Raw genomic sequence first — 22,952 nt, 5'->3', positions numbered from 1 at the left:
AAGGGCATGTTGCCCGCATCACCAAGGGAGTTCCTATGAACCGCAGATCCTTCCTCCAAACCTCTGCCGCAACCGCCGTTGTTGCCGCAGCAGGTGTCCCTGCCCTCGCGCAAGACGTGACCAAAGTCGGTTTCGTCTATGTCGGCCCCGTGAATGACGGCGGCTGGACCCAAGGGCATGATCATGGCCGCAAGATGATGGTCGAGCATTTCGGCGATAAGGTAGAAACCACCTATCTCGAAAACGTGCCGGAAGGCGCGGATGCGGAGCGTGCGATCACCGGTCTTGCACTGGCTGGTAACCAGCTCATCTTTACGACCTCGTTCGGTTACATGGACCCGACGATCAATGTCGCCGCGAAATTCCCGGATGTGAAATTCGAACACGCGACCGGCTTCAAATCGGCGCCGAACGTGTCGAACTACGCCGCGCGCTTCTATGAAGGCCGCGCGATTCAGGGCACCATCGCGGGCCGGATGACCAAAACCAACAAGATCGGCTACATCGCATCCGTGCCGATTCCGGAAGTTATCCGCGGCATCAACTCGGCCTATATCCACGCGAAAAAGGTCAACCCTGATGTCGAATTCTCGGTCGTCTGGGTTTACACTTGGGTTGATCCGGCCAAGGAAGCTGATGCGGCCAAGGCTTTGATCGAGCAAGGCTGCGACGTCGTGATGCAACACACCGATTCCACCGCGCCGCAGGCCGTCGCGAAAGAAGCGGGCAATGTGATCACCTTCGGCCAAGCCTCCGACATGATCGAATACGCGCCAATGCCGCGCGTCACATCCACGATCGACGACTGGGCACCTTACTACATCGAGCGCGTGCAGGCCGTCATGGATGGCACTTGGGCCGAGAAATCGACTTGGGGCGGGATCGACACAGGCATGGTCGGCATCGGCGAGATCACCGACGCTGTGCCCGCAGAGGTTAAAGCAGAGGCGCTCAAGCTCAAAGAGGATATCTCCTCGGGCGCCTATCACCCGTTCACGGGCCCGCTCAACAAGCAAGACGGTTCGGCTTGGCTTGCTGAAGGCGAGACCGCCAATGACGGCGATCTGGCGGGTATGATGTTCTACGTTGAAGGCCTGACGGCTGAGCTGCCGAAGTAAGCAGCGGCTTCTAGCGTGACGCAAACAAACGCCCGCCGGAGCAATCTGGCGGGCGGATTTTTCTCGCTTGCTGACGCGAGGATCGCGCGCTTCGCGATGCGGCGACGTTCACGAACAGGGCGGCGAAGGGTTGGTTTGAGCCCACACCTACAATATGAAATCGCTTTCGCTGCCGCAGATAAGATGTCATTCGTTGGGTATGGCACTTCGCATGGCAAACCACTCAGATGCATCAAGCATCGCGGCGATTTCTATTGAGGTATGGGTGGGCACATACCTCAAAAAAGGCGTCACCGCATTCTTAGCGGATTATGCTTTAGAAGAGTTCACCGTTCATAAAATTAGAAGCCTCATCGATGCCCCCAATCAGTTCATTTTGGTCTCTCAGAATGAGGAAGGTATTGACGGCTTCATTCGAGTGTCAGCCAAGAGCCCAGCTCCCGTAAGTTATTGCTCGGATGTGCAAATATCCACGTTTTATGTCCAACCAAGACACCACGGGAAAGGGATAGGCAAACGCCTCTTGTATGCTGCGCTCGAGCACTGCCGTGAAACGTGTGTGAAATCAGTCTGGTTGACGACGAACGCAGAGAATGATCCTGCGATTGCTTTCTATCTTGCGCAGGGCTTCGAACACGTTGGTGAGACCAACTTTTGTATTGATGACAAGGGCTATCTGAATAACGTCTATCGGTACTCTTTTTACTAGTAGACACGTGAAAACCAAGGCCTGAATCGTCCCGCACTCCGGACATCAGAACTCGGCGCCGCGATGTGTGACCACCGCTTGATGGCAGGCATCGCGGCGGTTCATGTTACCCTGCCGCGCTGTCTTCCGCGACCCTGCCCCAATACGCAACAATCCGGTCTTTGAGCGGGCCCAGCGCGCGGCGGGACCAGATCAGGCGGCGGCCTTTGCGGTCCACCACCTCCGCCCCGTCGGTTAGCGCGAGCAGCTCGTTGAACTTCACCTCCAAGCCGGGGAATGTCACCGCCAGCAAGCCCGCCCTACGCGCCGCAACCCAAGGCAGGGCTTGCAGCCCGAACGCCATCCAGCGCCACGGCCACATGAATTCGGTCGGGAACTTCACCGCGATTTTGTTCGACACGGCTTGCATGTGATCCTGCGCGATCCATGAGATAAACCGCTCATCCGCCCGCAATGGTTTAAAGCCCGCAATGCCATGCTCCGCCTCGAGCCGTTTGAACTCGGCGGCGATATAGTGGCACTGCGCGGGATGGAACGCGACAATCGAACTATTGCCCCGCGCGTAGCGTTTGCCTTTCGTCACACGCTTAAGCCAGCGTGCGAAGCCACCAAAGGGCAGCACGGCCGATTGCAAGATCGCCACAGCCTGCGGATCAGACAGCGCCTCCAGCACCGCGCGCATATCGCCCATGACCATCGTATCGAGATCAATGTAGAGCGCAGGCAAATCCTCAGGCAATACGCCCTTTTCAAACATCGCGAGCTTGGCTTGGCAGCCGCCCGTGCAAAACTCAGGCCGCAACCAAAAGTCGGGGAAGCGCGTGGTCGCGATATCCGCGTCCAGCCCCGGCCGATCACGATCGGTGAGCAAAATGACCCTCGGCGCAATTGCCGCCTGCGCGCGAACCTGTTGCGCGATCAGATTGATCTCCGCGACCGGATATTTATCGCCCCACGCGATCAGCACCAACTGCCAAGTCTCAACCATGCATCACCCTTTGATTACTCACCAACCCTAGCCATCGCATTCGCGCGAGAGCAAGCCCTCCGCGATCACAAACGCCAGACTGCAAAATGCCCCGCTGCCAAACGCCGAAGGCAGGGCGCAAACGAAAAACACCGGACGCGCGGCCCGATGTTCCCCTGTTGCATGACGTCTGCGCGTTATCGCACGACAAATAAAGGCACTTTGCACCGCGCGATCAGGTCGGTTGCGGTCGACCCCAACACGAGCGACCGCAGACGCGAATGGCCGTAACTGCCCATCACGACCATGCCAAAGCCCTCCGACTCTGCCATCGCAGAAATCACCTGCGCGGGTTCGCCCTCAACTGTTTTGGCCTCGACGCTCATACCTACCGCTGCCAAGCGCGCGCGTGCACTGTCCAAGGAGCGTGCGCCCGCCTCAGTGGGCGCGCCAACCGACACCAGTCGCACGTCAAGCCCTGCGAACAGGGGATCCTGAGACATGATCTCAACCGCGCGGGTGATCGACGCGTGACCATCCCATGCAACAAGCACTTTCGTGATCGGTTTGAACGCCCGCGACGCAATCAGGACAGGCTTGGTCGCCGCGCGCAAGATACGCTCCAGATGCAGACCGATCCGCGAGTATTCCGCCTCCATCGTGCTGCCTTCACCACGTTTACCGATCAACACCATCGCCGCGTCAGCCTCTTGCTCGGTGACGGTTTGGGCGAAATCGCCGTGGCGCAGCTGTGTCGAAACATCGGTCAGACCCGCCTCGCGCAAAATTGCCGACGCATCCTCCAAAATCGCGCGCCCGCGCTGCCCCATCAACTTGGAACGCTCCGCATCCAAGGAAGCGAGTTGCTCCATCAGCGCCGAACGCGCGCCAAGGCTGATCGCGCCCGAAAGATCCGCCCCCTCGGACGCCTCGCGCGGGCCCAAGACATGCAGCAAGCCGACGCTTAATTGACTGCGCTGCGCGATCCATGCGGCGTGCTCGCACACAGATTTCGAATAAACAGATCCATCGATGAAAGCGATGATTTTGGACATACCCATCTCCTCAGTGGCTGTTCAGTTGATCGAGCGCGCCGGGCTTATCGTGGATCGCCAACTTATCGACGATCGTCTCCGATGCCTCGTTCATCCCCTTGATTTCAACCTCGGCCCCGTCCCGGCGGAACTTCAGAACCGCCATATCCAGCGCCGCTACGGACGAAATATCCCAGATATGCGCGCGGCTGACGTCGATCACGACCCGATCAAGGGCCTCGCGGAAATCAAAGGATTTCATGAACTGCTCGGACGAGCCGAAGAACAATTGCCCCTCAACAATATAGGTGCGCGAACGCCCGTCGGCGGAGAGTTCGGAGCGCACGGCAAAGAGCTGTGCGATTTTCGCGGCGAAGAAGATCCCCGAGAGCAAGACGCCAACCAGCACGCCGATCGCGAGGTTATGTGTCACCACCACAAACCCGACCGTGGCCAGCATTACCACCGAGGACGAACGCGGATGCGTCCGCAGATCCTTGAGCGACGACCACGAGAACGTGCCGATGGATACCATAATCATGATCGCGACCAGCGCCGCCATTGGGATCAGCCCGACCCAATCGCCCAAAACAACGCAGAAGATCAGCAACATCACCCCCGCGAAGAAGGCAGAGAGACGGCCGCGGCCACCCGATTTTACGTTGATCATCGATTGCCCGATCATCGCGCACCCTGCCATGCCGCCGATAAATCCTGTGCAGAAATTGGCGATGCCTTGGCCGATGCATTCTTGATTACGGTTCGTCGTTGTATCGGTCAGATCATCGACAAGCGTTTGCGTCATCAAGCTTTCCAAAAGCCCCACGACCGCCACGGCCAAGGAATACGGGAAGATGATCTGCAGCGTCTCGAAGGTGAAAGGCACATCCGGCAACAAGAACACCGGAAGCGTATCTGGCAGCGCGCCCATATCCGAAACCGTGCGCACATCGAGGTTCAGCAACAGCGACAGGCCCGTGAGCACCACAATCGTCACCAGCGGCGACGGGATCGCCTTGGTAAGGCGCGGGAACAGGTAGATGATCGCCAGCCCGCCCGCGACCATGGGGAAGGTCAGAAACGGTACTTTGGCCGGATCAATCTCGGGTATCTGCGCGAGAAAAATTAATATTGCCAACGCATTCACAAAGCCGGTCATCACCGACCGAGACACGTAGCGCATCACAAATCCGAGCTTCGCGACCCCCATCAGCATTTGCAAGACACCCGCAAACACTGTCGCCGCGAGCAAATATTGCAGTCCGTGATCTTTCACCAACGTCACCATTAAGACAGCCGTCGCGGCCGTCGCGGCGGAGATCATACCCGGACGCCCCCCGAAGATTGCGGTCAGCACCGCAATCGAGAAGGACGCGTAGAGACCGACCTTCGGATCGACCCCCGCGATGATTGAAAACGCGATGGCCTCGGGGATGAGCGCAAGCGCCACAACCAGTCCCGAGAGCAAATCTGCACGGATATTGCCGAACCATTCGGCGCGGTAAGCATCAAGAGAAAACATGGGATCTCCGCTTGCCGACAGCTTGGCCGGCCTGTCTAGGGGTGTCATTCGGGGCCACTGCTCGGCTGGTTACGAATGACACAGGCGCAGCGGCGACACCAAGCCACTACACGAAACACACGGCGATGTGAAGGCGCAGGCCGTTAATGCCCGAAGTGCCACGCGATGCGGCTCAGGTGCGGATGGTCAGGCGTCGTCAGATTAAAGGGAAAATCGGGCCGGTTTATCGCATCGACATAGGCCTGCGGCTCGAGGCAAAGCCCCGCGCGCGCGCGCAAGGGCGCCTCCGCTTTCGAGGTCCCTGCGCCCAGCCCGTTGCCCGTGTAGAACATTGTGACCGGCTGATCCGTCCACAGCGTGAGCGACACCCCACCAGGCAGGCTCAAACCGCCAACTTCGCGCATCCCTTCGCCGTCGAGACACAAAGCATGATCAAAGCCCCCGCGGGCCTCGATCTGCGGGTCAACGCCGTCCAATACTTCGCCGATCCGCTTTGGGGTGCGGAAATCAAAGGCCGTCCCTTCGACAGGGCGCGGCGCACCGACGGGGATACCCTGCGCATCGGGCAAGAGATATTGCGCCGCGTTAAGCTGCAAGACATGATCGGCAACGGCACCGCCGAGATTAAGATAGGCATGGTTTGTCATCGAGACCGGTGTCGGCGCGTCGCTCACGGCGCGGTGGGTCATTTCCAGACCCTCCGCCGTGAGCGCGTAAGTCACCTCCGCCGCGACGCGTGCCGGGAACCCTTGATCGCCGTCTGCACTCACCAACGAGAGCGTCACAGCCGTCTCGGTCACCTGTGAAATCGACCAAATCCGCTTGTCGAAGCCTTGCGGCCCGCCGTGCAAGCCTTGATCTTGGGGCACACCAATCTGATAGGCGACGCCATGAAGCGTGAACCGCCCGTCGCGGATGCGATTGCCCAGACGCCCGATCGTCGCGCCCAGATAGGCCGTCTGATCACCGAGATAGGCATCAAGCGTGGCATAGCCCAAAACAATATTCTGCGCGCCAACCCAAAAGCCCTGCAACGTGCCGCCGTATGTCATAATCTGCGCGGCGAAACGGCCTGACACCAACGAGATCGCGTGCACCTCCGTCCCGCACGGCAGATGGCCGATCGGGCGCACCTGTGCAATTTCAGGCCGGGGCAACCGCGATTGTGCGGCCGGGTCGCTAGCTAACATCGTGATCTCCTTGCGAAGCTTACTGCCCCGCGCGCTTTAAACTCGCCATCAAGGCATGAAATTTCTCGCCTTGCACCGCCACATGATCACGCAGCGCCTTCGCCGCCGCTTCCGGATCGCCCGCCTCCAATGCCGATACAATCTTTTCGTGCTCGGCCATAGATTGCGTCATGCGCCCACGCAGACGGAGTTGCTGGCGCCGGAAAGGCTTGAGGCGCTTGTGAAGTTTCGCCGCCTCTTGCTCGAGAAAACCATTTCCGGACTGTCGGTAGATAATTTGGTGGAACTGTTCGTTTTCCGAATAATAGCCGTCGACATTTTGCATCGCAACGGCCTCTTGGCATCGGTGATTGGCAGACCGCAGCTCCGCCAATGCCTCCTCCGAGATACGTTTGGCCGCGAGCCGCCCGCAGACCGCCTCCAGTTCAGCCATGACTTCAAACATCTCCATCAAATCGACTGGCCCCGGCTGACGCACGAAGGCCCCGCGACGGGGAACAAGTTCCGCCAAGCCCGAGAGCGCCAAGCGGTGCAACGCCTCGCGCAGGGGGGTGCGCGAGACGCCGAATTGCTCAGCCAAGCTTACCTCGTCGAGGCGGTCACCGTCCGCGAAGGTGCCGTTGAAGATCAACTCCTCAAGCTGCTCCGCGATTTTATCCGCACGTCTTTGTTCCATAAATCTACCTGCGCCCGACGGTTAACTGAACAACTGCAAGTTTCTTGTATACAGTTACTATTCGCGGCAAAAGCCCAGATCGCAAGTGGGTGAGATGGGGGGAATAGTGATAAATTGTAATCTATTGGATAAATATCGATAAAATATCCTTGGGCGCCTTCAAACCGCGCCTTGCGTCATTTGGCGGCCCGTCTCTCGAATTCCAGTGTCAGCGCGGCCTTCGCCTCGGAAATTGCCGTAACAATCGCATGCGCGGGATCACCATCCGCACCCATCCTGCGCGCCAAGGAAGCCGCAATCGCGCTCGCGAGGAAGCATCCCGTGCCGCGCATCTCGAAGGCAAAGCGGCGCGTGGGAAAGCGGATCACGCCGCCGTCGCGCAGATATAAGACGTCGCAGATCATCCCGTCCACGGCTTCCCCGTGCCCCCCTTTCGCCAAGACTGCCCCGGGCCCGTTCGCCATCAGTGCGCGGGCAATCGCAGCCGGGTCCTGCGTCGAAAGGCCGTAAAGATCCCCAAGGGCCGCAAGCTCGTGAAGGTTGGGCGTTATCAGATCCAGTTGCGGCAAAAGATCGTTTTTAAGAGCGCGCAGCCCCGCCGGCGAGAGCAACATGCCCCCCGAACTCGCGCGGATCACCGGATCAAGCACGCGCGGCGGATCGGGCAGGTTGCGCACTGCCTGTGCGACACCGCTCACGCCCTGCGCATCCCCCAACATCCCGATCTTGATCGCACCGATCGCGGCGCCTTGGGTTGCGGCGCAAAATTGCGCCCTCACCCCCTCCGGCGCTGTCTGCGCGACCCACCCGACGCCGGAATCGCTTTGTGCGGTGAGTGCTGTCGCGACAAAGCGTGCTTGGCCGCCCATAGCACTCACCGCCGCCGCATCTCGGATTAGCCCCGCGCCGCCGCTGCTATCCAATCCGCCGATCAGCAAAACAGGCGCGACGGAAATGCTCATCCGGCAGCGACGATCGCTGTGGTATTGTCAAACCGCGACTGAAGCGCACGCGCCCCGTGCCACGCGCGCAACCCGCTCGCGCAGATAAGCACAATGCGGCCTTTATGCGACGGAGTGAACTGCGCGAGATCGTCGGGCAAGATCCGCATTGCGGCCGGATGCGCGGGGGCGGGCGCTTCTTGCTGCCCTCGAAGCTCAATCACGATATCCTCGGGGGTAATCTCGGACAGCGCGATGATTTCGGGCGCATCAGCGGCTTGCCCGCCTCCGCCCAGCGCACCGCCCCCGTCCCCGTCCCCGTCAAAGCGAAATGATGAAACACGCCATGTTGCAAGATCCACCGACATCATCTGTCCCAACGGGCTGGGCGTGTGGTCGAGCAACACCGAGAGCGTCATCTGCGCCTGCAACGCCCCCATCACGACGACCGCAGGCCCCATCACCCCCGCCTGCGCGCAAGTTTGCATGCGCATGGGAAGATCAGGAAACACCGAGCGGTAATCGGGCGCGGCACTCATGGGCGCGCCGCAAAAACCGCCGACCATCCCCTGCCGCCCGAGAACCGAAGCGCTGATCAGGGGAACACCCGCGCGCGCGCAGACATCTGATACCGCATAGGTCAGCGCGGCACTATCGGCAGCGTCGATCACGACATCAAATCGCGCGCGGGGTGCTTCGATCATCTGCCGCGCACGGGCAGGATCCATCCGCGCAACATGCGCCGTCAGGCGGCATTCCTCATTCAAGCCGCGCAGATTTTTCACGGCACAAAGCGCCTTGGGCTGCCCGATATCCTCCGCACGAAACAGAGTTTGTCGGTGCAGGTTGGAGAGTTCCACCTCGTCGTGATCCATCACCTCTACCGCCCCGACCCCCGCCCCGATCAGCGCGGGCAGGAGACCCGCCGCGAGCCCCCCCGCCCCGATGACCAGAACACGCGCGCGCGCGAGGCGCTCCTGCCCCGAGACGCCGATTTCGGGCAGGCTGATCTGGCGCGCGTAGCGGCTCATCGCGCAGGCTCCTGCGCGGCGGTATCGAGCCATGTCTTGCACCGTGCTTCGGGACTTTGCGCCTGTACGATATCGGTGACCACGGCGCAGCTTTGCGCGCCAGCGCCCCAAACCCCCGCCGCCCGCTCAGGCGTAAGCCCGCCAATAGCGACCAGAGGCGTGGACCCGATCCGCGCCTTCCAATCGGTGATCCGATCAAGCCCTTGGGGCGCCCAAGGCATCTGTTTGAGCAAGGTCGGATAGATCGGGCCAAGCGCGATATAGGCGGGCTCGAAGCTCATCGCGCGCGCGAGTTCCGCCTCATCATGCGTGGAAAGGCCAAACCGCACCCCCGCGCGCCGCAACGCATCGATATCCGCACCCGCCAGATCCTCTTGCCCCAGATGGACGAAGTCGATGCCCAATTCCAGCGCCAGTTCCCAATCATCGTTGAGCACCAGCTGCGCCCCATGCGCCGCGCAACACGCCTGCGCCCGCAGCGCCTCCGCGCGCAATGCAGCGCGGCTGAGACCCTTCGCCCGCAATTGCACGAGCTCCACCCCCAAAGGCACGAGCCTCTCGAGCAGATCTGCATCGCCCGTGATCAAATAAAATCGCGAAAAGCTCATAGCGCCAACTCCGCCAAGCCAAAGATCGGCGTCGATGCGCGGGCCATATCGCGGGCGGGCATCAAACCGGCCTCGACCCCCCGCCGCCCAGCCGCAACGGCCTCGCCAAAAGCGCGCGCCATGGCGACAGGGTCCGCCGCCTTGGCGACCGCCGTGTTGAGAAGAACTCCGTCAAAGCCGAGCTCCATCGCGTGGACGGCTTGCGAGGGCGCGCCGATACCGGCATCGATAATCAATGGAACCCCGTCAAAATGCGCCCGCATCCGGCGCAGCCCGTCGATATTGCGCAAACCCTGCCCAGATCCGATCGGCGCCCCCCACGGCATGAGGACTTGGCATCCCGCCGCGATCAGGCGCTCCCCCACGATCAAATCTTCCGTTGTGTAGGGGAACACTTTGAACCCTTGCGCGCATAACTCCGTTGCGGCCTCGACCAATCCGAAGGGATCAGGTTGCAACGTGTCGGCGTGGCCGATGACTTCAAGTTTGATCCAATCCGTCCCGAATAGCTCGCGCGCCATGAGGGCTGTGGTGATTGCTTCACGCGCGCTGTGACATCCGGCCGTATTGGGCAAGACCCGCGCGCCGCTCTCGCGCAGGAGCGCGCGGAACGCCTCCCCCTCGGCCCCTTCGCGGCGCAGGGAAACCGTGATGACCTCCGTCCCCGAGGCCACAATCGCCGCGCGCAAGATGGCGGGCGAGGGATATTGCGCTGTTCCGAGCATCAAGCGCGATGTCAGTTCTGTGCCGTAAAACATCCTAGCCTCCCTGCATCGGTGAAAGCACTTCGATTTTGGCCCCGTCGATCAGGGAGACCGCAGCGCGCATCCCGCGCGGCACAAACTGACCATTCAACGCCGTCGCGACGCTTGTCGCGTCGAAGCCGCGCTCCTCAATCAAGTCGTGCAAGGTGGCGGCCTGTGTCGCAATCGTTTCGCCGTTAAGATCGACCAGCATCAGTGAGCTCCGTAGGAAAGGACGCCCGCCGCGAGCTGCGATGCAAGGCGTTCAGCGAGGATCGGGGCCATCAAGAACCCGTGACGATACAACCCGTTGAGATGTATTCTGCCCATATCTGTACCGGTTTGCGTGGCCTCGGCATCTGGCCCTTCAAACCGCAGCGCGGGCAGATTATCGGCAAATGCAGGGCGCAGGCCCGTGCCAGTTTCCAACAAGACCGCCTCCGCAAACGCAGGGTGGAGCGCATAGGCTGCCGACAACAGCTCCATCAGCGCGCGGGCAGTGATGGGGCCGCTGCGTGCGCTTTCGATCATGGTCGCCCCGATCATAAAACGCCCCTCGCCGCGCGGAACGATGTAGCAAGGGAACCGCGGATGCAGCAGACGGATCGGGCGGCTCAACGTTATGTCCGCACTTTCCACCAGCATCATCTCGCCGCGCACGGCCCGCAGATCGCGCACCGCCCCCCCTGCCACATTGCCCCCCCCTGCCACACTGGCCCCCTTCACCGCAGACATACCGCGGCAATCGATCACACGGCCCCGTGGTGCGGCAGAGCGAAATTCGACCCCCCGCGCAGCAAGGGCGGCCCGCAGATCCTCCAGCGCCGCGCGCGGATCAAGATGCGCCTCCTGCGGATAGTGCAACCCGCGCGCGAAACGACCTTTCAGCGACGGCTCCAGATCGTCTGGCGTGACCCATTGATGCGCTTGGGGGTCATTGCGCGCCGTTGCGCGGGCGAAGCGATCAAGCTCCTGCCCGTCGCGGGCGGGTGCCACGACCAGCGTGCCGCGTTTCACATAGGATTTGGCCCGCGCCGCCCACCACTCCAGCGCCGCGCGACCTTGGACAACAATCTCGCGCGGTGCGGATTCGCCTTCGCAATCGGGCGCAAGCATTCCGCCTGCCAGCCGCGATGCCGCAGGCGGCGCGTCGCCTGCGGGGGACGGGGTGATGACCTCGACAGCCACCCCCCGCTCCGCGAGGGCCGTGGCGGCGCAAAGCCCCGCCACCCCTGCCCCGAGAACCGAATAGAGCGCCGCCTCACTCATTCCGCAGGCTCTGTTTTGATGTCCGCCGCAGGCACGTAGAGCGCGCCGCCTTCGCGGAACTTCGCCGCCATGCGCTCCATCCCCTCCTCTTTTTCGGCCGCCGCCCGAATATCGTGGCTGATCTTCATCGAGCAGAATTTCGGCCCGCACATTGAACAAAAATGCGCGACCTTATGCGCGTCTTTGGGCATGGTCTCGTCATGCATCGACATCGCGGTTTCAGGATCGAGCGAGAGGTTGAATTGATCCACCCAGCGGAATTCAAACCGCGCCCGCGACAATGCGTCATCGCGCAGCTGCGCCCCCGGATGCCCTTTCGCGAGATCTGCGGCATGGGCGGCAAGCTTGTAGGTAATCACCCCCACTTTGACATCGTCGCGGTCAGGCAGGCCCAGATGTTCCTTAGGCGTGACGTAGCACAGCATCGCCGTGCCATACCAACCGATCATCGCCGCCCCGATCGCCGAGGTGATATGATCATAGCCCGGCGCGATATCGGTCGTGAGCGGCCCAAGCGTGTAGAATGGCGCCTCGGCGCAATGTTCCAATTGCTTGTCCATATTCGCTTTGATCTTGTGCATCGGCACATGGCCGGGCCCCTCGATCATCACCTGACAATCGCGGGCCCATGCGATTTTCGTCAGCTCGCCCAGCGTCTCCAGTTCGGCAAACTGCGCCTGATCATTGGCATCCGCGATCGACCCGGGGCGCAGCCCGTCTCCCAGAGAGAAGCTCACGTCATACTTGCGGCAAATCTCGCAGATTTCTTCGAAATGCTCATAGAGGAAGCTCTCACGGTGATGATGCAAACACCACTTCGCCATGATCGAGCCGCCACGCGACACGATCCCTGTGACGCGTTTCGCGGTCATCGGAATCATATGCAACCGGACGCCCGCATGGATTGTGAAATAGTCAACGCCCTGCTCGGCCTGCTCGATCAGCGTGTCCCGGAAAATCTCCCATGTCAGATCCTCCGCGATACCGTTTACCTTTTCTAACGCCTGATAGAGCGGCACTGTCCCGATCGGCACCGGCGCATTGCGGATGATCCAATCACGGATGTTGTGGATATTGCGGCCCGTGGATAGGTCCATCACCGTATCGGCGCCCCAGCGGATCGCCCAGACCATCTTCTCCACCTCCTCCTCCATCGAGGAAGTCACCGCGGAATTGCCGATATTGGCGTTGATCTTCACCAAGAAATTACGCCCGATGATCACCGGTTCCAACTCGCGGTGGTTGATATTGGCGGGGATGATCGCGCGGCCTTTGGCGATTTCTTCGCGCACGAATTCAGGCGTCACCAGATCAGGGATCGATGCGCCGAAATCCTCGCCATCGCGGGCCTCGGCCCATGCCGCGGTGCGCCCCATATTCTCGCGGATGGCGACGAATTCCATCTCTGGCGTGATGACCCCCGCCTTTGCATAGGCAAGCTGTGTGACGGCGCGGTCACCCACGGCGCGCAAGGGGGCGCGTTGATGCGGGAAGGCAGGGGTCAGGCGGTCGCCCTCGACAAACCCGTTGTCGGCAGCGGTGACTTCGCGGGCCTCATACGCCTCAACATCGCCGCGCTTGCTGCGCCAATCGCCCCGCACATCGGCCAAGCCTTTCGCGATGTCGATCTGCACCGCGTCATCGGTATACGGGCCGGAGCTGTCATAGACAGTGATTGCAGGCTCGTTCGAGATCGCAATCTCGCGCATCGGCACTTTGATATCGTGGATATGCCCCGCGACATGGACTTTCGTTGAGGCCGGCAAGGCGCCGGTGGTGATGGCGGGGATGATTTTGGTCTTCGCGTTCATTCAAGTGTCTCCACAAACAAGGAGACCCAATCCGAACATCAGCAAGAAAGGGGCCATCAGCCCCGACGCGCCCCTTTCGGATGCGCAAAAGGGCCCTGAGGCCCGAAGGCCCGCCCATGATGATGGATGCGGAGATACCCTTCGGTCTTCCTACGCCAGTGTCAACTGGGTCAGGTTCAAAGGGTCGCTGCACCGTGCAAGCCATGCACATTCAGCCTCTCAGTCCCTTAGGCGGGACTCCCCTGACGTGGGGCAACTATCGGAAAGGAACGACGCGTCGTCAACCGGAAAATTTCCGGCGCGGCACGTGTCGCGCGGCAGCATAAGGCGCCCGCCAAGAGCTGTAATGTAAACCAGCCCCGCGAGGCGCAACGGGAACCATCGCCATCAGGGCAAATCGCGATCAGGGCTTCCAGACGCGGTCCAACACCGCAAACCAGTTTTCGTGGCACAGTTTTTTCATTAACTCCCCGCCGTAGCCATGCGCCGTCAGCGCCGCGCGGAACGCCACCAGGCCTGCGCTATCGCCCATAACTTTGGGCACCTGCGCGCCATCGAAATCCGACCCGAAGCCCACGTGATCCTCTCCCAAAACCGACAGAAGATGATCCAGATGCCTAAGCATCGGATCAAAGCCGCGATCGTCCGATTTCGCGCCATCCTCATTGAGGAACCCTGTCGCGAAATTCAGCCCAACCATGCCGCGCGTGTCGCGGATGATCGCAAGCTGCCGATCTGTGAGGTTGCGCGAGGAGGGCGTGATTGCATGGGCGTTTGAGTGCGTCGCCACCAAAGGCGCATCCGACAGCGCGGCGATGTCATTGAACCCCGCCTCGTTGAGATGCGACAGATCAAGCATGATCCCGAGCTCGTTGCAAAGCCGCACGAGATCCTTGCCGGCCGCCGTCAGACCATCGCCAGTATCGGGCGATGAGGGATAAGCAAACGGCACGCCGTGGCCAAATACCGTCGGACGCGACCAGACCGGACCTAGCGACCGCAGCCCCATGTCATGAAACAGATAGAGCGCATCGAGATCCGCCGCGATCGGCTCGGCGCCCTCAATATGCATGATCCCGGAGATGACGCCCTCGGCTTGACACGCACGTAATTCGGCCACCGTGCGGCACAGGCGAAACGCCCCGCCCGACGCGCGCTCCATCCATTTCAGATGACCCGCCATTTCCATGGCAATCGGCAGCGCTTCGCGGTGGTCAATCAACGGCGGCAGCGGCGCTTTATACGGCGGATTGGCCATCAGGTCGTCGATATCAACGGGCTGATCGGGCGAGGAGATGTAAATCGCAAAGAACCCGCCGCCCAGTCCGCCACGTTTCATGCGCGGCAGATCAAGATGCCCCTTTTCCGTATCGGTCAACCACGTAGCTTCGCGATTGGCGGGATCGCGCAAAAGCCGCAGCAAGAAATCGTTGTGACCATCAAAGATCATCGGCGTGTCGTGCGCGTTCATTGTCTCGCTCATGGGGCTTTAAATCCTTCGCTGGCGACCAGCAAATCTTGGGTGTAGCGTTGTGTTGCGGCGCGGCTTTGTAAGGCCTCGCGCGGGAGTTCCTCGACGCAAGCGCCGTGTTGCATTACCAAAAGCCGCTCGCACATATGGGCAACCACGGCGAGATCGTGACTCACCAGAAGATATGTCAGCCCCTTTTCAGCACGCAGCGCATCTAAAAGGTTAAGGACTTCGGCCTGAATCGACGCGTCCAGCGCGGAGGTCGGCTCGTCCAGCAAGAGGATCTCGGGTTCCAATATCAAGGCACGCGCAATCGCCACGCGCTGGCGTTGCCCGCCGGAGAGCTGATGCGGGTAGCGGAACCTGAAGCCCTTGCCCAAACCGACATCCTCAAGCGCCTTTTCAATCCGCGCTTCCGCATCGGAAAAGCCGTGAATTGCGAGCGGCTCGGAGAGGACGCGGTCGATCGTGTGACGCGGATGGATTGACCCATAGGGATCTTGAAACACCATCTGAACCTGCCGGTAGAACGCAGGATCACGCGGCGTTTTCAAAGGCACGCCGTTGATCCTGACCTCGCCCCCCGAAATCGACGCGAGACCGCAAATTGCCCGCAACACGGTCGATTTTCCCGATCCGCTTTCCCCGACCAGCCCGTAGCTTTCGCCTTGCTGAACATCCAAACTCACGTTTTTCACCGCGTTGACGGCGGCGTGGCCCTTTCCGTAGGTCACGGCAAGATCACGAATTTCAATCAACGCCGTCATGCCAGCCACTCCGGATCGCGGGTCAGGGTTTGCAAAGGCGCACGGTCTCCGTCGATCTTGGGCAGGCAGTTCAACAAGCCCTGCGTGTAGGGGTGGCGCGCATTGTGCAGATCACGCGCGGCGATCTCCTCCACAACGCGCCCCGCATACATCACCATAACGCGGTCGCAAAACGACGAAACAAGCCGCAGATCGTGACTGATAAAGATCAACCCCATCCCGCGATCGCGCACAAGATCATCGAGGATTCGCAAAACATCCAATTGCACCGTCACATCCAGCGCCGATGTCACCTCATCCGCGATGAGCAAATCCGGCTCCGCGATCAACATCATCGCGATCATCGCGCGCTGCCCCATGCCGCCCGAAAGCTCGTGCGGATAGGCGTTGAACACGCGCTCGGCGTTGCGGATCTGAACCGCCTCCAACATGGCAATTGCGGCGTCTTTTGCCTGCGAACGGCTGGTCTTGCCGCGCCGCGCAAAGGCTTCGACAATCTGGCGGCCGATGGTCATCACCGGATTGAGGGAATATTTCGGATCTTGCATGATCATGCTCATCCGCGGGCCGCGCAAGCTGCGCCACGTTTTGGTGGAGGCCTTGCGCAGATCAATCCCTTCGAATTCGAGGCGCTGCGCTGTCACCGTGCCCGCCGCGGGCGTCAAACCCAAAATGGCGCGGCCCGTTTGGCTTTTTCCTGATCCGCTTTCTCCCACGATCCCGAGCCGTTCCCGACCCAAGTTGAAGCCGACATCGCGAACGACCCGCCGCGGCCCTTCCCGCGTGGGAAAGGACACGTTCAGGCCCTCTACTTGAAGCATATCTGTCATTTCTCACCTTTCGGATCGAGCACGTCGCGCAACCCGTCGCCCAGCAAGTTGAACCCGAGCGACACCGTAAAAATGGCGATCCCGGGCATCGTGGCCACCCACCAAAAATCGATCATGAAGCGCCTGCCCGCCGCGATCATCGCGCCCCATTCAGGTTGGGGCGGCTGGGCGCCGAGGCCCAAGAAACCGAGCCCCGCAGCCGTCAGAATGATCCCCGCCATATCCAACGTGACCCGCACGATGACAGATGACAAACACAGCGGCACAACATGCCCCAAGATGATGCGAGGGCTCCGTGCGCCTTGCAACCGGATCGCCGCGATATAATCGGCATCGCGGATGGTCAGGGTTTCGGCACGCGCGAGGCGGGCATAGGGCGGCCAACTGGTGATTGCAATTGCGATGATCGCATTCTCAATGCCCGGCCCCAAGGCCGCGACGAAGGCGAGCGCAAGGATCAGACGCGGGAACGCGAGGAAGATGTCCGTAATCCGCATGAGAACGGTATCGACCCACCCGCCGAAATACCCCGCCGTTGTGCCCACCGCCAACCCGATCGGCGTTGCGATAACGGCAACGAGTGCGACAACCATCAGCGTCACGCGCGAACCGTGGACGATACGGCTAAAGATATCGCGCGCCTGATCATCCGTCCCCATCAGATGATCCCAAGACGGCGGCAGCAAACGCTCGGTCCGCAGATCGCCCCCTTTCAGGGGATCGTAAGGGGCGATGACGGTTGCAAAGATCGCCATAAGGATCAGCACCACGACGATCCCGAGGCCAACCATTGCGAGCTTGTTGCGCCGCAGTTGGGACCACGTCCTATAAGCTTGCCCCAACCGCGCTTGACGGCGCGAGGCAGGATGATCGCTGAGCAACCATTCGCGGGTGGAAAGATGTGGCGCGCTCATTTGCGCCGCCGGACGCGCGGATCGAGCACGCTGTAAAGAAGATCGGACAAAAGATTGAGCCCCACAAAGATAATGCCGATGACCAATGTCCCGCCCAGGACCGCATTCATATCGGCGTTCTGGAGGCTGTTGGTCAAATATTGCCCCAGACCCGGCCAAGCGAAGACGGTCTCGGTCAGAACCGACCCTTCCAGCAGGCCCGCGTAAGACAAAGCGATGACGGTGATCAATGGAACGGCCGCGTTGCGCAGCGCATGCACCCAGATGATCCGCCATTCCGCTACGCCCTTCACTCGGGCGGCGATGATGTATTCCTGTCCCAATTCGGCCAACATGAACGACCGCGTCATGCGGCTGATATAGGCCATGGAGAAATAGCCCAGAAGACTCGCGGGCAAGGCAAGATGCGCCAGAACATTCCAAAACGCATCCCACTGCCCCTGCATCGCGGTATCAATCAGCAAGAGGCCCGTCGTTTGCGTTACGGAATACTCATAGGCAATATCAATGCGCCCCGGCCCCGCGACCCAGCCAAGCTTGGCGTAGAAAATCAAGAGGCCCAGCAGACCGAGCCAAAAGATCGGCGCCGAATATCCCACCAATCCGATAACCCGAATGATCTGATCGGCCAGTTTGCCCTGACGCACCGCCCCCCAAATCCCCAAAGGCACGCCAAACAGCGTCCCCAAGATGATGCCTGCCGTCGCAAGTTCCAGCGTTGCCGGGAAGACCCGCGCGATATCTTCCGTGATTGGCTTTTTCGTCAAAACGGACGTTCCAAGATCACCCGACATCGCATCTTTCAGGTAGATCACGAATTGCTCGTAGAGCGGCTTGTCCAGACCAAGCGCGATATAGGCAGCATCATAGGTGGATTTCGACGCGCGATCCCCTACCACGGCCAGCACCGGATCGACCGGAACAACGCGCCCGATAATGAAGGTCACAATCAACAGACCGAGGAAGGTGATCGCCACCGTTGCCAAAAGCTTGATCAGCTTGGCTATGATGGCAGGAAGGGCGCGCCAGCGCCCCCCCAAATGTGTTTGGGCCGAACTCATTCCGATTTGCTCACTTTGCGGAAGGAGTTATCGTTGAACGACGGCCCGATGATGAACCCGTCAACAGACGTCCGCTCCCCGAGCACTTCGATCTCTTGGAACATGATCACGAAGGGCGACGTTTGCTGATGCTCGGTTTGCAGATCGAGGTAGAGATCCGCGCGCGCGGCCGTGTCTTTCTCCAACACGGCTGCGTCAGCTTTTGCCGTCATCTCGGGAATATCCCACGCATTGCGCCACGCGAGCGGCTTGGCAGCGGCGTCATCCGAATTGTCAGGGTTGCGTGCGAAGGTATCGGCGTTGGTATGCGGATCTTGATAATCAGGGCCCCAACGACCGATATAGATGTCATGCGCCCGTGCGCGGTATTTCGTAAGGGTCTGCTGCCCGTCGCCCGGAATGATTTCCAGATCGATGCCTGCTTGCGCCCACGTTTGCTGGATCGCCTCCGCCATGCCGGTAATCTCGGGCGTGTTGCGCGTATCCATCGTGACCGAGAACCCGTCAGGCACACCCGCCTCCGCCAGCAGCGCCTTCGCCTTTTCAACGTCGAGCGCATAAGGCGAGTCATTGAGCGCGCCCAAGAAGCCCTCAGGGAGGAAGGCTTGGTGAACCTTCACCTTTCCGTCCATGATCGTTTCGGCAATCGCGGAATAATCCACCAGATATTTAAGCGCCTCAGCGACTTGCGGCTTGGCGAGGAACTCGTTTTTCTGGTTCAGGCCGAGATAATAGACAGAGCCCTTGATCCCGCTCTCAAATTTGATGTCCTCATTGTCCTGAAGCGCCTTGATTTCCTCGGGCCCCAAGTTGCGCGCGATATCGATATCGCCCTGCTCCAACAGCAAACGCTGCGTCGAGCCTTCGGGAATGTGACGGTAAATCGCGCGCGCGAGTTCCGGCGCGTCGCCGCTGTAATTCTCGTTGCGTTCCAGCACGATGACCTCATTCGCGCGCCAGTCGCGAATGGTGAACGGGCCCGAGCCTGCGTAGTTGGTCTTGAGCCATTCATAGCCCAGATCGTCATTCGCCGCGTGGCTCATCACGAGCTCTTTATCGACCACAAAACCGACGGTCGCCGTCAGGCAATAAAGCAGAAGCGTCGGCGCATAGGCCTTATCCATTTCCAGCTCGAACGTCATATCGCCTGTCTGGCGGACCATTTGCTCCACGTTCTCTGCCGTCAAACCGAACTGCGTCAGAATGAACGCGGGGGATTTGTCGAGCTTCACAGCCCGCTGCAACGAGAAGACAGGGTCTGCCGCGGTGATCGGGTTGCCGGAGGCGAATTTCAGATCCGGTTTGATCGTGAACGTGAAGGTCTTCCCATCTTCCGAGACCTCCCAGCTTTCCGCGATGACGCCAAAGATGTCGGAGACATCGTTCACGTCATACCCCACAAGCGGTTGGTAGCTGTTGCCGAGCACTTCAGACGCCGTGAATTCGAAGACTTCAGCCGGATCGAGCGAAATCACATCGTCGATCTGCCAGGCTTGGATCAAAGTATCTTGCGGCGTTGCGGCCCATGCAGGCATCGACGCCATGCCGAAGGACGCCGACAACATCGACGCGACGACAAGTTTGGAGAAATATGTCATGTGGTTTTCCCTGTTGAGGAGACGGTCAGTGCAACGCCTCTAAGCGAGGGCGCTTTCGCACCATTCGCGGAGTAAACGAGCGCAGTGCCAAGCGAGTCAAGATTTGAATCAATGGTCAAAAATTTTCCGCCCAGCAATTGGGCGCAAGCGCATGGCCCTTCAAAGGCGCGGTCGACCCTGCGTCAGGCGCACAAAATAGGGGAAAATTACGCGAAAATGCGGTGCATTGGCGCGGCACTGATCATCGTCTCGTGCCCCAAAGGGGCGGACCCTTCGCGCAAGAATTATGCTGCGCCGCATTTCTAATCGCCAATGACCGCTACTCGCGCAGTTTCATAGCACAGGCCCGAAACACGCCGCGATATGCGAGCGAGACTCACAGGAAACATGTGGCGCCGAACAAGGACGCAAGCAGTTGATTTCGGGAAAATTAATGGTGCCCGAAGGCGGACTTGAACCACCGACACGCGGATTTTCAATCCGCTGCTCTACCAACTGAGCTATTCGGGCACCGGGGATGATCTGGTCATCCGGTCTTGGTGTGGCGTATTTAGACGAGGCCGCAGGGGCTGTCTAGAGGGATTTCAAGAATTTTTCACGCCATCCGCAAAAACTTGAAATATCGAAGGAAACTCATAGGCTCCAAGGGATTGCAGCCGCATGTCCGCAACCGCCAGCCCCTCAATTCTCGCCGTCATACCCTTCCAAGGGACCTGCGAGATCATCTTCTTCCAAAGCTTCGCCCGGGATCACGTAGGACCCGTTGAGCCATTTCGCCAAATCAAGATCGGCACAGCGCTTGGAACAAAACGGACGATATTTCGCGTCCGTTTCCTTTTTGCAGATCGGGCAGCTCATGGGGCCTCCATCAAGCTCGTCAGGGCGATACGATCGCGCTTGCGCTGCAGCTCGTAATTGCCCAGAGGCGTCCATCCGGCAAGGCTGGTCTCAGCCGCCTCCCCCTTGAACGCGCCGCGCAACTGCTGTTCGAGAACAGCGCGGTCCTTCTTCGGCATCGGTGCGAAATCAACCACCAATTGCCCGCCCAAACCGCGCAAACGCAATTGGCGCGGCAGGTCCCGAGCCGCGGCGATATTGGCCTTCAGCGATGCGGCAGGCGAAGTATCATTGCCCGTGTTTACATCAATCGCAATCAACGCGCGCGTGGGCTCGATCATCATATGACCACCGCCCGACAGCTCGACGCGCGGCTGGCACAGGGCCTCCACCGCTTCCAAGACGCCGTGCTCTTCCATATCGCCGTGAACGACCTCATCAGGCACCGGATCGGCCCATTCGCGCCACGCCGCCTCATGCGGGGTGGGCGCATCGACCAGCAATTCCGGCTCGCCTTCGAGATCGACCGTCACGGCCTCCGCCAGCGCCCGCATTCCCGCGATATCTTCCGCGATCTCCGTTGTATCCGCCCCCTCGCAAGCCGAGCGCACGATCAGGCCCATGTCCGAGCCCTCCATCGTCGCATCTGCGAGCGCGGACAACTCTTCGCGGATGTCCTCATCCCGGATCCGGCGCGAAATGTTGCGCCCCGGCGCACCGGGCGTCACAATGCAGTAGCGTGATTTGAACAACAGCCGAAGCGACACGGGAAACGCTTTGCCCGCCTCGGACCCGCCCGTCACTTGGCACACGACCGTTTGACCGGGCCGCAAACCTTTAACCTCGCGCAAGAACCCTTTTTCGCCATTCGGCAGGCGCACGAAAACGCCGCCCTGCCCCTTCATCTGCCGATCCACCACGCCGCGACAAATCGCCAACGGCGCCAGTGCGACCGTGTCGGAAGTATCGATCAGCAGATCTTCGAGCTGACCATCAACCATTAAAGCCGCAGCCTCACGCCCCGAAAGCGTGCCCAGGATGACAACACGTCCTTGCATTTTAATGTCCTTCAAAACTCGGATGGATCCCGAAAGACCCGAGCAGTGTCGATGTTTCTGCCAAAGGCAGCCCGACGACACCGGTAAATGATCCTTGGATCCATGACGCAAAGGCGCCGCCCAAGCCCTGAATCGCGTAGCCGCCTGCCTTCCCTTCCCACTCGCGCGAGGCGAGATAGCCGTTCACATCGGCATTCGAGAGGGGGCGGAACTTTACGATCGTGTCCACGAGACGGCTCCGAACCGTCTCGCCTTGGCGCACAACAACAGCCGTCAGCACATGATGCCGCCGACCCGAGAGCAGCCAGAGAAACTCGGCCGCCTCTTTTTCATCTTCGGGTTTTCCTAAGATCCGGCGCCCGCAGGTCACCGTCGTATCGGCGCATAGGACAACTTCGTCCTCGCCACTGGCAATCGCCGCGGATTTCTCGCGCGCAATGCGCATCACATAATCGCGCGGCGCTTCGCCTTTTTTCGGGTCCTCATTGATATCAGGCACCCGAACAGCCTCAGGCGTAAGCCCGAGCTGCGATATCAGCTCCCGCCGACGGGGGCTGGCCGATCCGAGGATCAGTTTCACTTGAAGCGATAGTTGATACGGCCCTTGGACAGGTCGTAAGTGTTCATTTCAACTTGAACTTTATCGCCAGCAAGAACGCGAATGCGGTTTTTCCGCATTTTTCCTGCCATATGCGCAATGATCTCATGGCCGTTTTCCAGCTCGACCCTGAATGTCGCATTCGGCAAGAGTTCCTTCACGACGCCTGGGAATTCGAGCAATTCTTCCTTGGCCATGG

Annotated in this window: 24 protein-coding genes, 1 tRNA gene and 1 riboswitch; of the genes, 2 read left to right on the top strand and 23 right to left on the bottom strand. The window is 60.3% G+C overall.

The window, feature by feature from the left end; all coding sequences use genetic code 11:
* Nucleotides 1–35: 35 nt before the first annotated feature.
* Together SJY32_RS02720 and SJY32_RS02715 are read left to right on the top strand one after the other, a co-directional pair.
* On the top strand, nucleotides 36–1,118 hold the full coding sequence (locus SJY32_RS02720; protein WP_376871307.1) for a BMP family ABC transporter substrate-binding protein: 1,083 nt from the start codon (nucleotides 36–38) through the stop codon (nucleotides 1,116–1,118).
* A 211-nt stretch (nucleotides 1,119–1,329) separates the two neighbouring features.
* Complete coding sequence (locus tag SJY32_RS02715; RefSeq protein WP_376871305.1) at nucleotides 1,330–1,827, top strand: GNAT family N-acetyltransferase; 498 nt, start codon at nucleotides 1,330–1,332, stop codon at nucleotides 1,825–1,827.
* A gap of 106 nt (nucleotides 1,828–1,933) precedes the next feature.
* Here SJY32_RS02715 and SJY32_RS02710 read toward each other — a convergent pair whose 3' ends face one another.
* The 23 genes from SJY32_RS02710 to infA form a co-directional block, all read right to left on the bottom strand.
* Nucleotides 1,934–2,815 (bottom strand): hypothetical protein, encoded by an 882-nt coding sequence (locus tag SJY32_RS02710; protein WP_376871302.1) that lies wholly within the window; start codon nucleotides 2,813–2,815, stop codon nucleotides 1,934–1,936.
* Between the two features lie 176 nt (nucleotides 2,816–2,991).
* Nucleotides 2,992–3,849: a universal stress protein gene (locus tag SJY32_RS02705; RefSeq protein WP_376871299.1), complete on the bottom strand. Its 858-nt coding sequence runs from the start codon at nucleotides 3,847–3,849 to the stop codon at nucleotides 2,992–2,994.
* Nucleotides 3,850–3,859: 10 nt separating this feature from the next.
* Complete coding sequence (locus SJY32_RS02700; protein WP_376871297.1) at nucleotides 3,860–5,350, bottom strand: SulP family inorganic anion transporter; 1,491 nt, start codon at nucleotides 5,348–5,350, stop codon at nucleotides 3,860–3,862.
* A gap of 143 nt (nucleotides 5,351–5,493) precedes the next feature.
* Nucleotides 5,494–6,540 carry an aldose epimerase family protein gene (locus SJY32_RS02695; protein WP_376871295.1) on the bottom strand — a complete coding sequence of 349 codons (1,047 nt, stop codon included), beginning with the start codon at nucleotides 6,538–6,540 and terminating at the stop codon, nucleotides 5,494–5,496.
* Between the two features lie 19 nt (nucleotides 6,541–6,559).
* Entirely contained in the window at nucleotides 6,560–7,216 is a 657-nt protein-coding gene (locus SJY32_RS02690; RefSeq protein WP_376871293.1) for a GntR family transcriptional regulator, read from the bottom strand.
* 176 nt (nucleotides 7,217–7,392) lie between these two features.
* Complete coding sequence (locus SJY32_RS02685; protein ID WP_376871291.1) at nucleotides 7,393–8,178, bottom strand: hydroxymethylpyrimidine/phosphomethylpyrimidine kinase; 786 nt, start codon at nucleotides 8,176–8,178, stop codon at nucleotides 7,393–7,395.
* Nucleotides 8,175–9,188 (bottom strand): HesA/MoeB/ThiF family protein, encoded by a 1,014-nt coding sequence (locus SJY32_RS02680; protein WP_376871289.1) that lies wholly within the window; start codon nucleotides 9,186–9,188, stop codon nucleotides 8,175–8,177. The genes SJY32_RS02685 and SJY32_RS02680 overlap by 4 nt, the downstream gene beginning before the upstream one ends.
* Entirely contained in the window at nucleotides 9,185–9,796 is a 612-nt protein-coding gene (locus tag SJY32_RS02675) for a thiamine phosphate synthase (RefSeq protein ID WP_376871287.1), read from the bottom strand. Before SJY32_RS02675 ends, SJY32_RS02680 begins: the two co-directional genes overlap by 4 nt.
* Nucleotides 9,793–10,554 carry a thiazole synthase gene (locus tag SJY32_RS02670; RefSeq protein ID WP_376871285.1) on the bottom strand — a complete coding sequence of 254 codons (762 nt, stop codon included), beginning with the start codon at nucleotides 10,552–10,554 and terminating at the stop codon, nucleotides 9,793–9,795. Before SJY32_RS02670 ends, SJY32_RS02675 begins: the two co-directional genes overlap by 4 nt.
* Nucleotide 10,555: 1 nt before the next feature.
* Nucleotides 10,556–10,753, bottom strand: coding sequence for a sulfur carrier protein ThiS (gene thiS / locus SJY32_RS02665; protein ID WP_376871283.1), 198 nt, complete (start codon nucleotides 10,751–10,753; stop codon nucleotides 10,556–10,558).
* Nucleotides 10,753–11,808: an FAD-dependent oxidoreductase gene (locus SJY32_RS02660; RefSeq protein WP_376871281.1), complete on the bottom strand. Its 1,056-nt coding sequence runs from the start codon at nucleotides 11,806–11,808 to the stop codon at nucleotides 10,753–10,755. The genes thiS and SJY32_RS02660 overlap by 1 nt, the downstream gene beginning before the upstream one ends.
* Entirely contained in the window at nucleotides 11,805–13,619 is a 1,815-nt protein-coding gene (thiC, locus tag SJY32_RS02655) for a phosphomethylpyrimidine synthase ThiC (RefSeq protein WP_376871278.1), read from the bottom strand. The genes SJY32_RS02660 and thiC overlap by 4 nt, the downstream gene beginning before the upstream one ends.
* A 130-nt stretch (nucleotides 13,620–13,749) precedes the next feature.
* Nucleotides 13,750–13,873, bottom strand: a riboswitch (TPP riboswitch).
* Between the two features lie 149 nt (nucleotides 13,874–14,022).
* The gene (locus SJY32_RS02650) at nucleotides 14,023–15,102 is read right to left on the bottom strand and encodes a dipeptidase (RefSeq protein ID WP_376871275.1); all 1,080 of its coding nucleotides are present in this window, start codon (nucleotides 15,100–15,102) and stop codon (nucleotides 14,023–14,025) included.
* Nucleotides 15,099–15,857 carry an ABC transporter ATP-binding protein gene (locus SJY32_RS02645; RefSeq protein WP_376871273.1) on the bottom strand — a complete coding sequence of 253 codons (759 nt, stop codon included), beginning with the start codon at nucleotides 15,855–15,857 and terminating at the stop codon, nucleotides 15,099–15,101. The genes SJY32_RS02650 and SJY32_RS02645 overlap by 4 nt, the downstream gene beginning before the upstream one ends.
* Nucleotides 15,854–16,687 (bottom strand): ABC transporter ATP-binding protein, encoded by an 834-nt coding sequence (locus tag SJY32_RS02640; protein WP_376871271.1) that lies wholly within the window; start codon nucleotides 16,685–16,687, stop codon nucleotides 15,854–15,856. Before SJY32_RS02640 ends, SJY32_RS02645 begins: the two co-directional genes overlap by 4 nt.
* Nucleotides 16,684–17,601, bottom strand: a complete 918-nt coding sequence (locus SJY32_RS02635; RefSeq protein WP_376871269.1) for an ABC transporter permease — start codon at nucleotides 17,599–17,601, stop codon at nucleotides 16,684–16,686. Before SJY32_RS02635 ends, SJY32_RS02640 begins: the two co-directional genes overlap by 4 nt.
* Complete coding sequence (locus SJY32_RS02630) at nucleotides 17,598–18,662, bottom strand: ABC transporter permease (protein ID WP_376871267.1); 1,065 nt, start codon at nucleotides 18,660–18,662, stop codon at nucleotides 17,598–17,600. Before SJY32_RS02630 ends, SJY32_RS02635 begins: the two co-directional genes overlap by 4 nt.
* On the bottom strand, nucleotides 18,659–20,227 hold the full coding sequence (locus SJY32_RS02625; RefSeq protein ID WP_376877531.1) for an ABC transporter substrate-binding protein: 1,569 nt from the start codon (nucleotides 20,225–20,227) through the stop codon (nucleotides 18,659–18,661). Before SJY32_RS02625 ends, SJY32_RS02630 begins: the two co-directional genes overlap by 4 nt.
* A 467-nt stretch (nucleotides 20,228–20,694) precedes the next feature.
* Nucleotides 20,695–20,770, bottom strand: a tRNA-Phe gene (locus SJY32_RS02620).
* Between the two features lie 171 nt (nucleotides 20,771–20,941).
* On the bottom strand, nucleotides 20,942–21,118 hold the full coding sequence (locus SJY32_RS02615; protein ID WP_376871265.1) for a DNA gyrase inhibitor YacG: 177 nt from the start codon (nucleotides 21,116–21,118) through the stop codon (nucleotides 20,942–20,944).
* Entirely contained in the window at nucleotides 21,115–22,155 is a 1,041-nt protein-coding gene (locus SJY32_RS02610) for a ribonuclease E/G (RefSeq protein WP_376871262.1), read from the bottom strand. The genes SJY32_RS02615 and SJY32_RS02610 overlap by 4 nt, the downstream gene beginning before the upstream one ends.
* A 1-nt stretch (nucleotide 22,156) precedes the next feature.
* Nucleotides 22,157–22,735, bottom strand: a complete 579-nt coding sequence (locus tag SJY32_RS02605; protein ID WP_376871260.1) for a Maf family protein — start codon at nucleotides 22,733–22,735, stop codon at nucleotides 22,157–22,159.
* Nucleotides 22,732–22,950, bottom strand: a complete 219-nt coding sequence (infA, locus tag SJY32_RS02600; protein ID WP_376871258.1) for a translation initiation factor IF-1 — start codon at nucleotides 22,948–22,950, stop codon at nucleotides 22,732–22,734. The genes SJY32_RS02605 and infA overlap by 4 nt, the downstream gene beginning before the upstream one ends.
* Between the last annotated feature and the right edge of the window lie 2 nt (nucleotides 22,951–22,952).

It is taken from the genome of Albirhodobacter sp. R86504, from assembly GCF_042466415.1.
GTDB lineage: Bacteria > Pseudomonadota > Alphaproteobacteria > Rhodobacterales > Rhodobacteraceae > Albirhodobacter.
Note: the sequence above shows the minus strand (reverse complement) of the source record. Positions and strands in the feature narration are given on the sequence as shown.

Bases quoted from the DNA above. Each gene is read 5' to 3' on its own strand.
- thiC (WP_376871278.1), bottom strand. From the start codon at position 13,619: ATGAACGCGAAGACCAAAATCATCCCCGCCATCACCACCGGCGCCTTG.
- SJY32_RS02715 (WP_376871305.1), top strand. From the start codon at position 1,330: ATGGCAAACCACTCAGATGCATCAAGCATCGCGGCGATTTCTATTGAG.
- SJY32_RS02680 (WP_376871289.1), bottom strand. From the start codon at position 9,188: ATGAGCCGCTACGCGCGCCAGATCAGCCTGCCCGAAATCGGCGTCTCG.
- SJY32_RS02660 (WP_376871281.1), bottom strand. From the start codon at position 11,808: ATGAGTGAGGCGGCGCTCTATTCGGTTCTCGGGGCAGGGGTGGCGGGG.
- SJY32_RS02630 (WP_376871267.1), bottom strand. From the start codon at position 18,662: ATGAGTTCGGCCCAAACACATTTGGGGGGGCGCTGGCGCGCCCTTCCT.
- SJY32_RS02625 (WP_376877531.1), bottom strand. From the start codon at position 20,227: ATGTTGTCGGCGTCCTTCGGCATGGCGTCGATGCCTGCATGGGCCGCA.
- SJY32_RS02610 (WP_376871262.1), bottom strand. From the start codon at position 22,155: ATGCAAGGACGTGTTGTCATCCTGGGCACGCTTTCGGGGCGTGAGGCT.
- SJY32_RS02710 (WP_376871302.1), bottom strand. From the start codon at position 2,815: ATGGTTGAGACTTGGCAGTTGGTGCTGATCGCGTGGGGCGATAAATAT.
- SJY32_RS02615 (WP_376871265.1), bottom strand. From the start codon at position 21,118: ATGAGCTGCCCGATCTGCAAAAAGGAAACGGACGCGAAATATCGTCCG.
- SJY32_RS02705 (WP_376871299.1), bottom strand. From the start codon at position 3,849: ATGTCCAAAATCATCGCTTTCATCGATGGATCTGTTTATTCGAAATCT.
- SJY32_RS02650 (WP_376871275.1), bottom strand. From the start codon at position 15,102: ATGAGCGAGACAATGAACGCGCACGACACGCCGATGATCTTTGATGGT.
- SJY32_RS02695 (WP_376871295.1), bottom strand. From the start codon at position 6,540: ATGTTAGCTAGCGACCCGGCCGCACAATCGCGGTTGCCCCGGCCTGAA.
- SJY32_RS02675 (WP_376871287.1), bottom strand. From the start codon at position 9,796: ATGAGCTTTTCGCGATTTTATTTGATCACGGGCGATGCAGATCTGCTC.
- SJY32_RS02640 (WP_376871271.1), bottom strand. From the start codon at position 16,687: ATGACAGATATGCTTCAAGTAGAGGGCCTGAACGTGTCCTTTCCCACG.
- infA (WP_376871258.1), bottom strand. From the start codon at position 22,950: ATGGCCAAGGAAGAATTGCTCGAATTCCCAGGCGTCGTGAAGGAACTC.
- thiS (WP_376871283.1), bottom strand. From the start codon at position 10,753: ATGCTGGTCGATCTTAACGGCGAAACGATTGCGACACAGGCCGCCACC.
- SJY32_RS02690 (WP_376871293.1), bottom strand. From the start codon at position 7,216: ATGGAACAAAGACGTGCGGATAAAATCGCGGAGCAGCTTGAGGAGTTG.
- SJY32_RS02635 (WP_376871269.1), bottom strand. From the start codon at position 17,601: ATGAGCGCGCCACATCTTTCCACCCGCGAATGGTTGCTCAGCGATCAT.
- SJY32_RS02720 (WP_376871307.1), top strand. From the start codon at position 36: ATGAACCGCAGATCCTTCCTCCAAACCTCTGCCGCAACCGCCGTTGTT.
- SJY32_RS02645 (WP_376871273.1), bottom strand. From the start codon at position 15,857: ATGACGGCGTTGATTGAAATTCGTGATCTTGCCGTGACCTACGGAAAG.
- SJY32_RS02700 (WP_376871297.1), bottom strand. From the start codon at position 5,350: ATGTTTTCTCTTGATGCTTACCGCGCCGAATGGTTCGGCAATATCCGT.
- SJY32_RS02670 (WP_376871285.1), bottom strand. From the start codon at position 10,554: ATGTTTTACGGCACAGAACTGACATCGCGCTTGATGCTCGGAACAGCG.
- SJY32_RS02685 (WP_376871291.1), bottom strand. From the start codon at position 8,178: ATGAGCATTTCCGTCGCGCCTGTTTTGCTGATCGGCGGATTGGATAGC.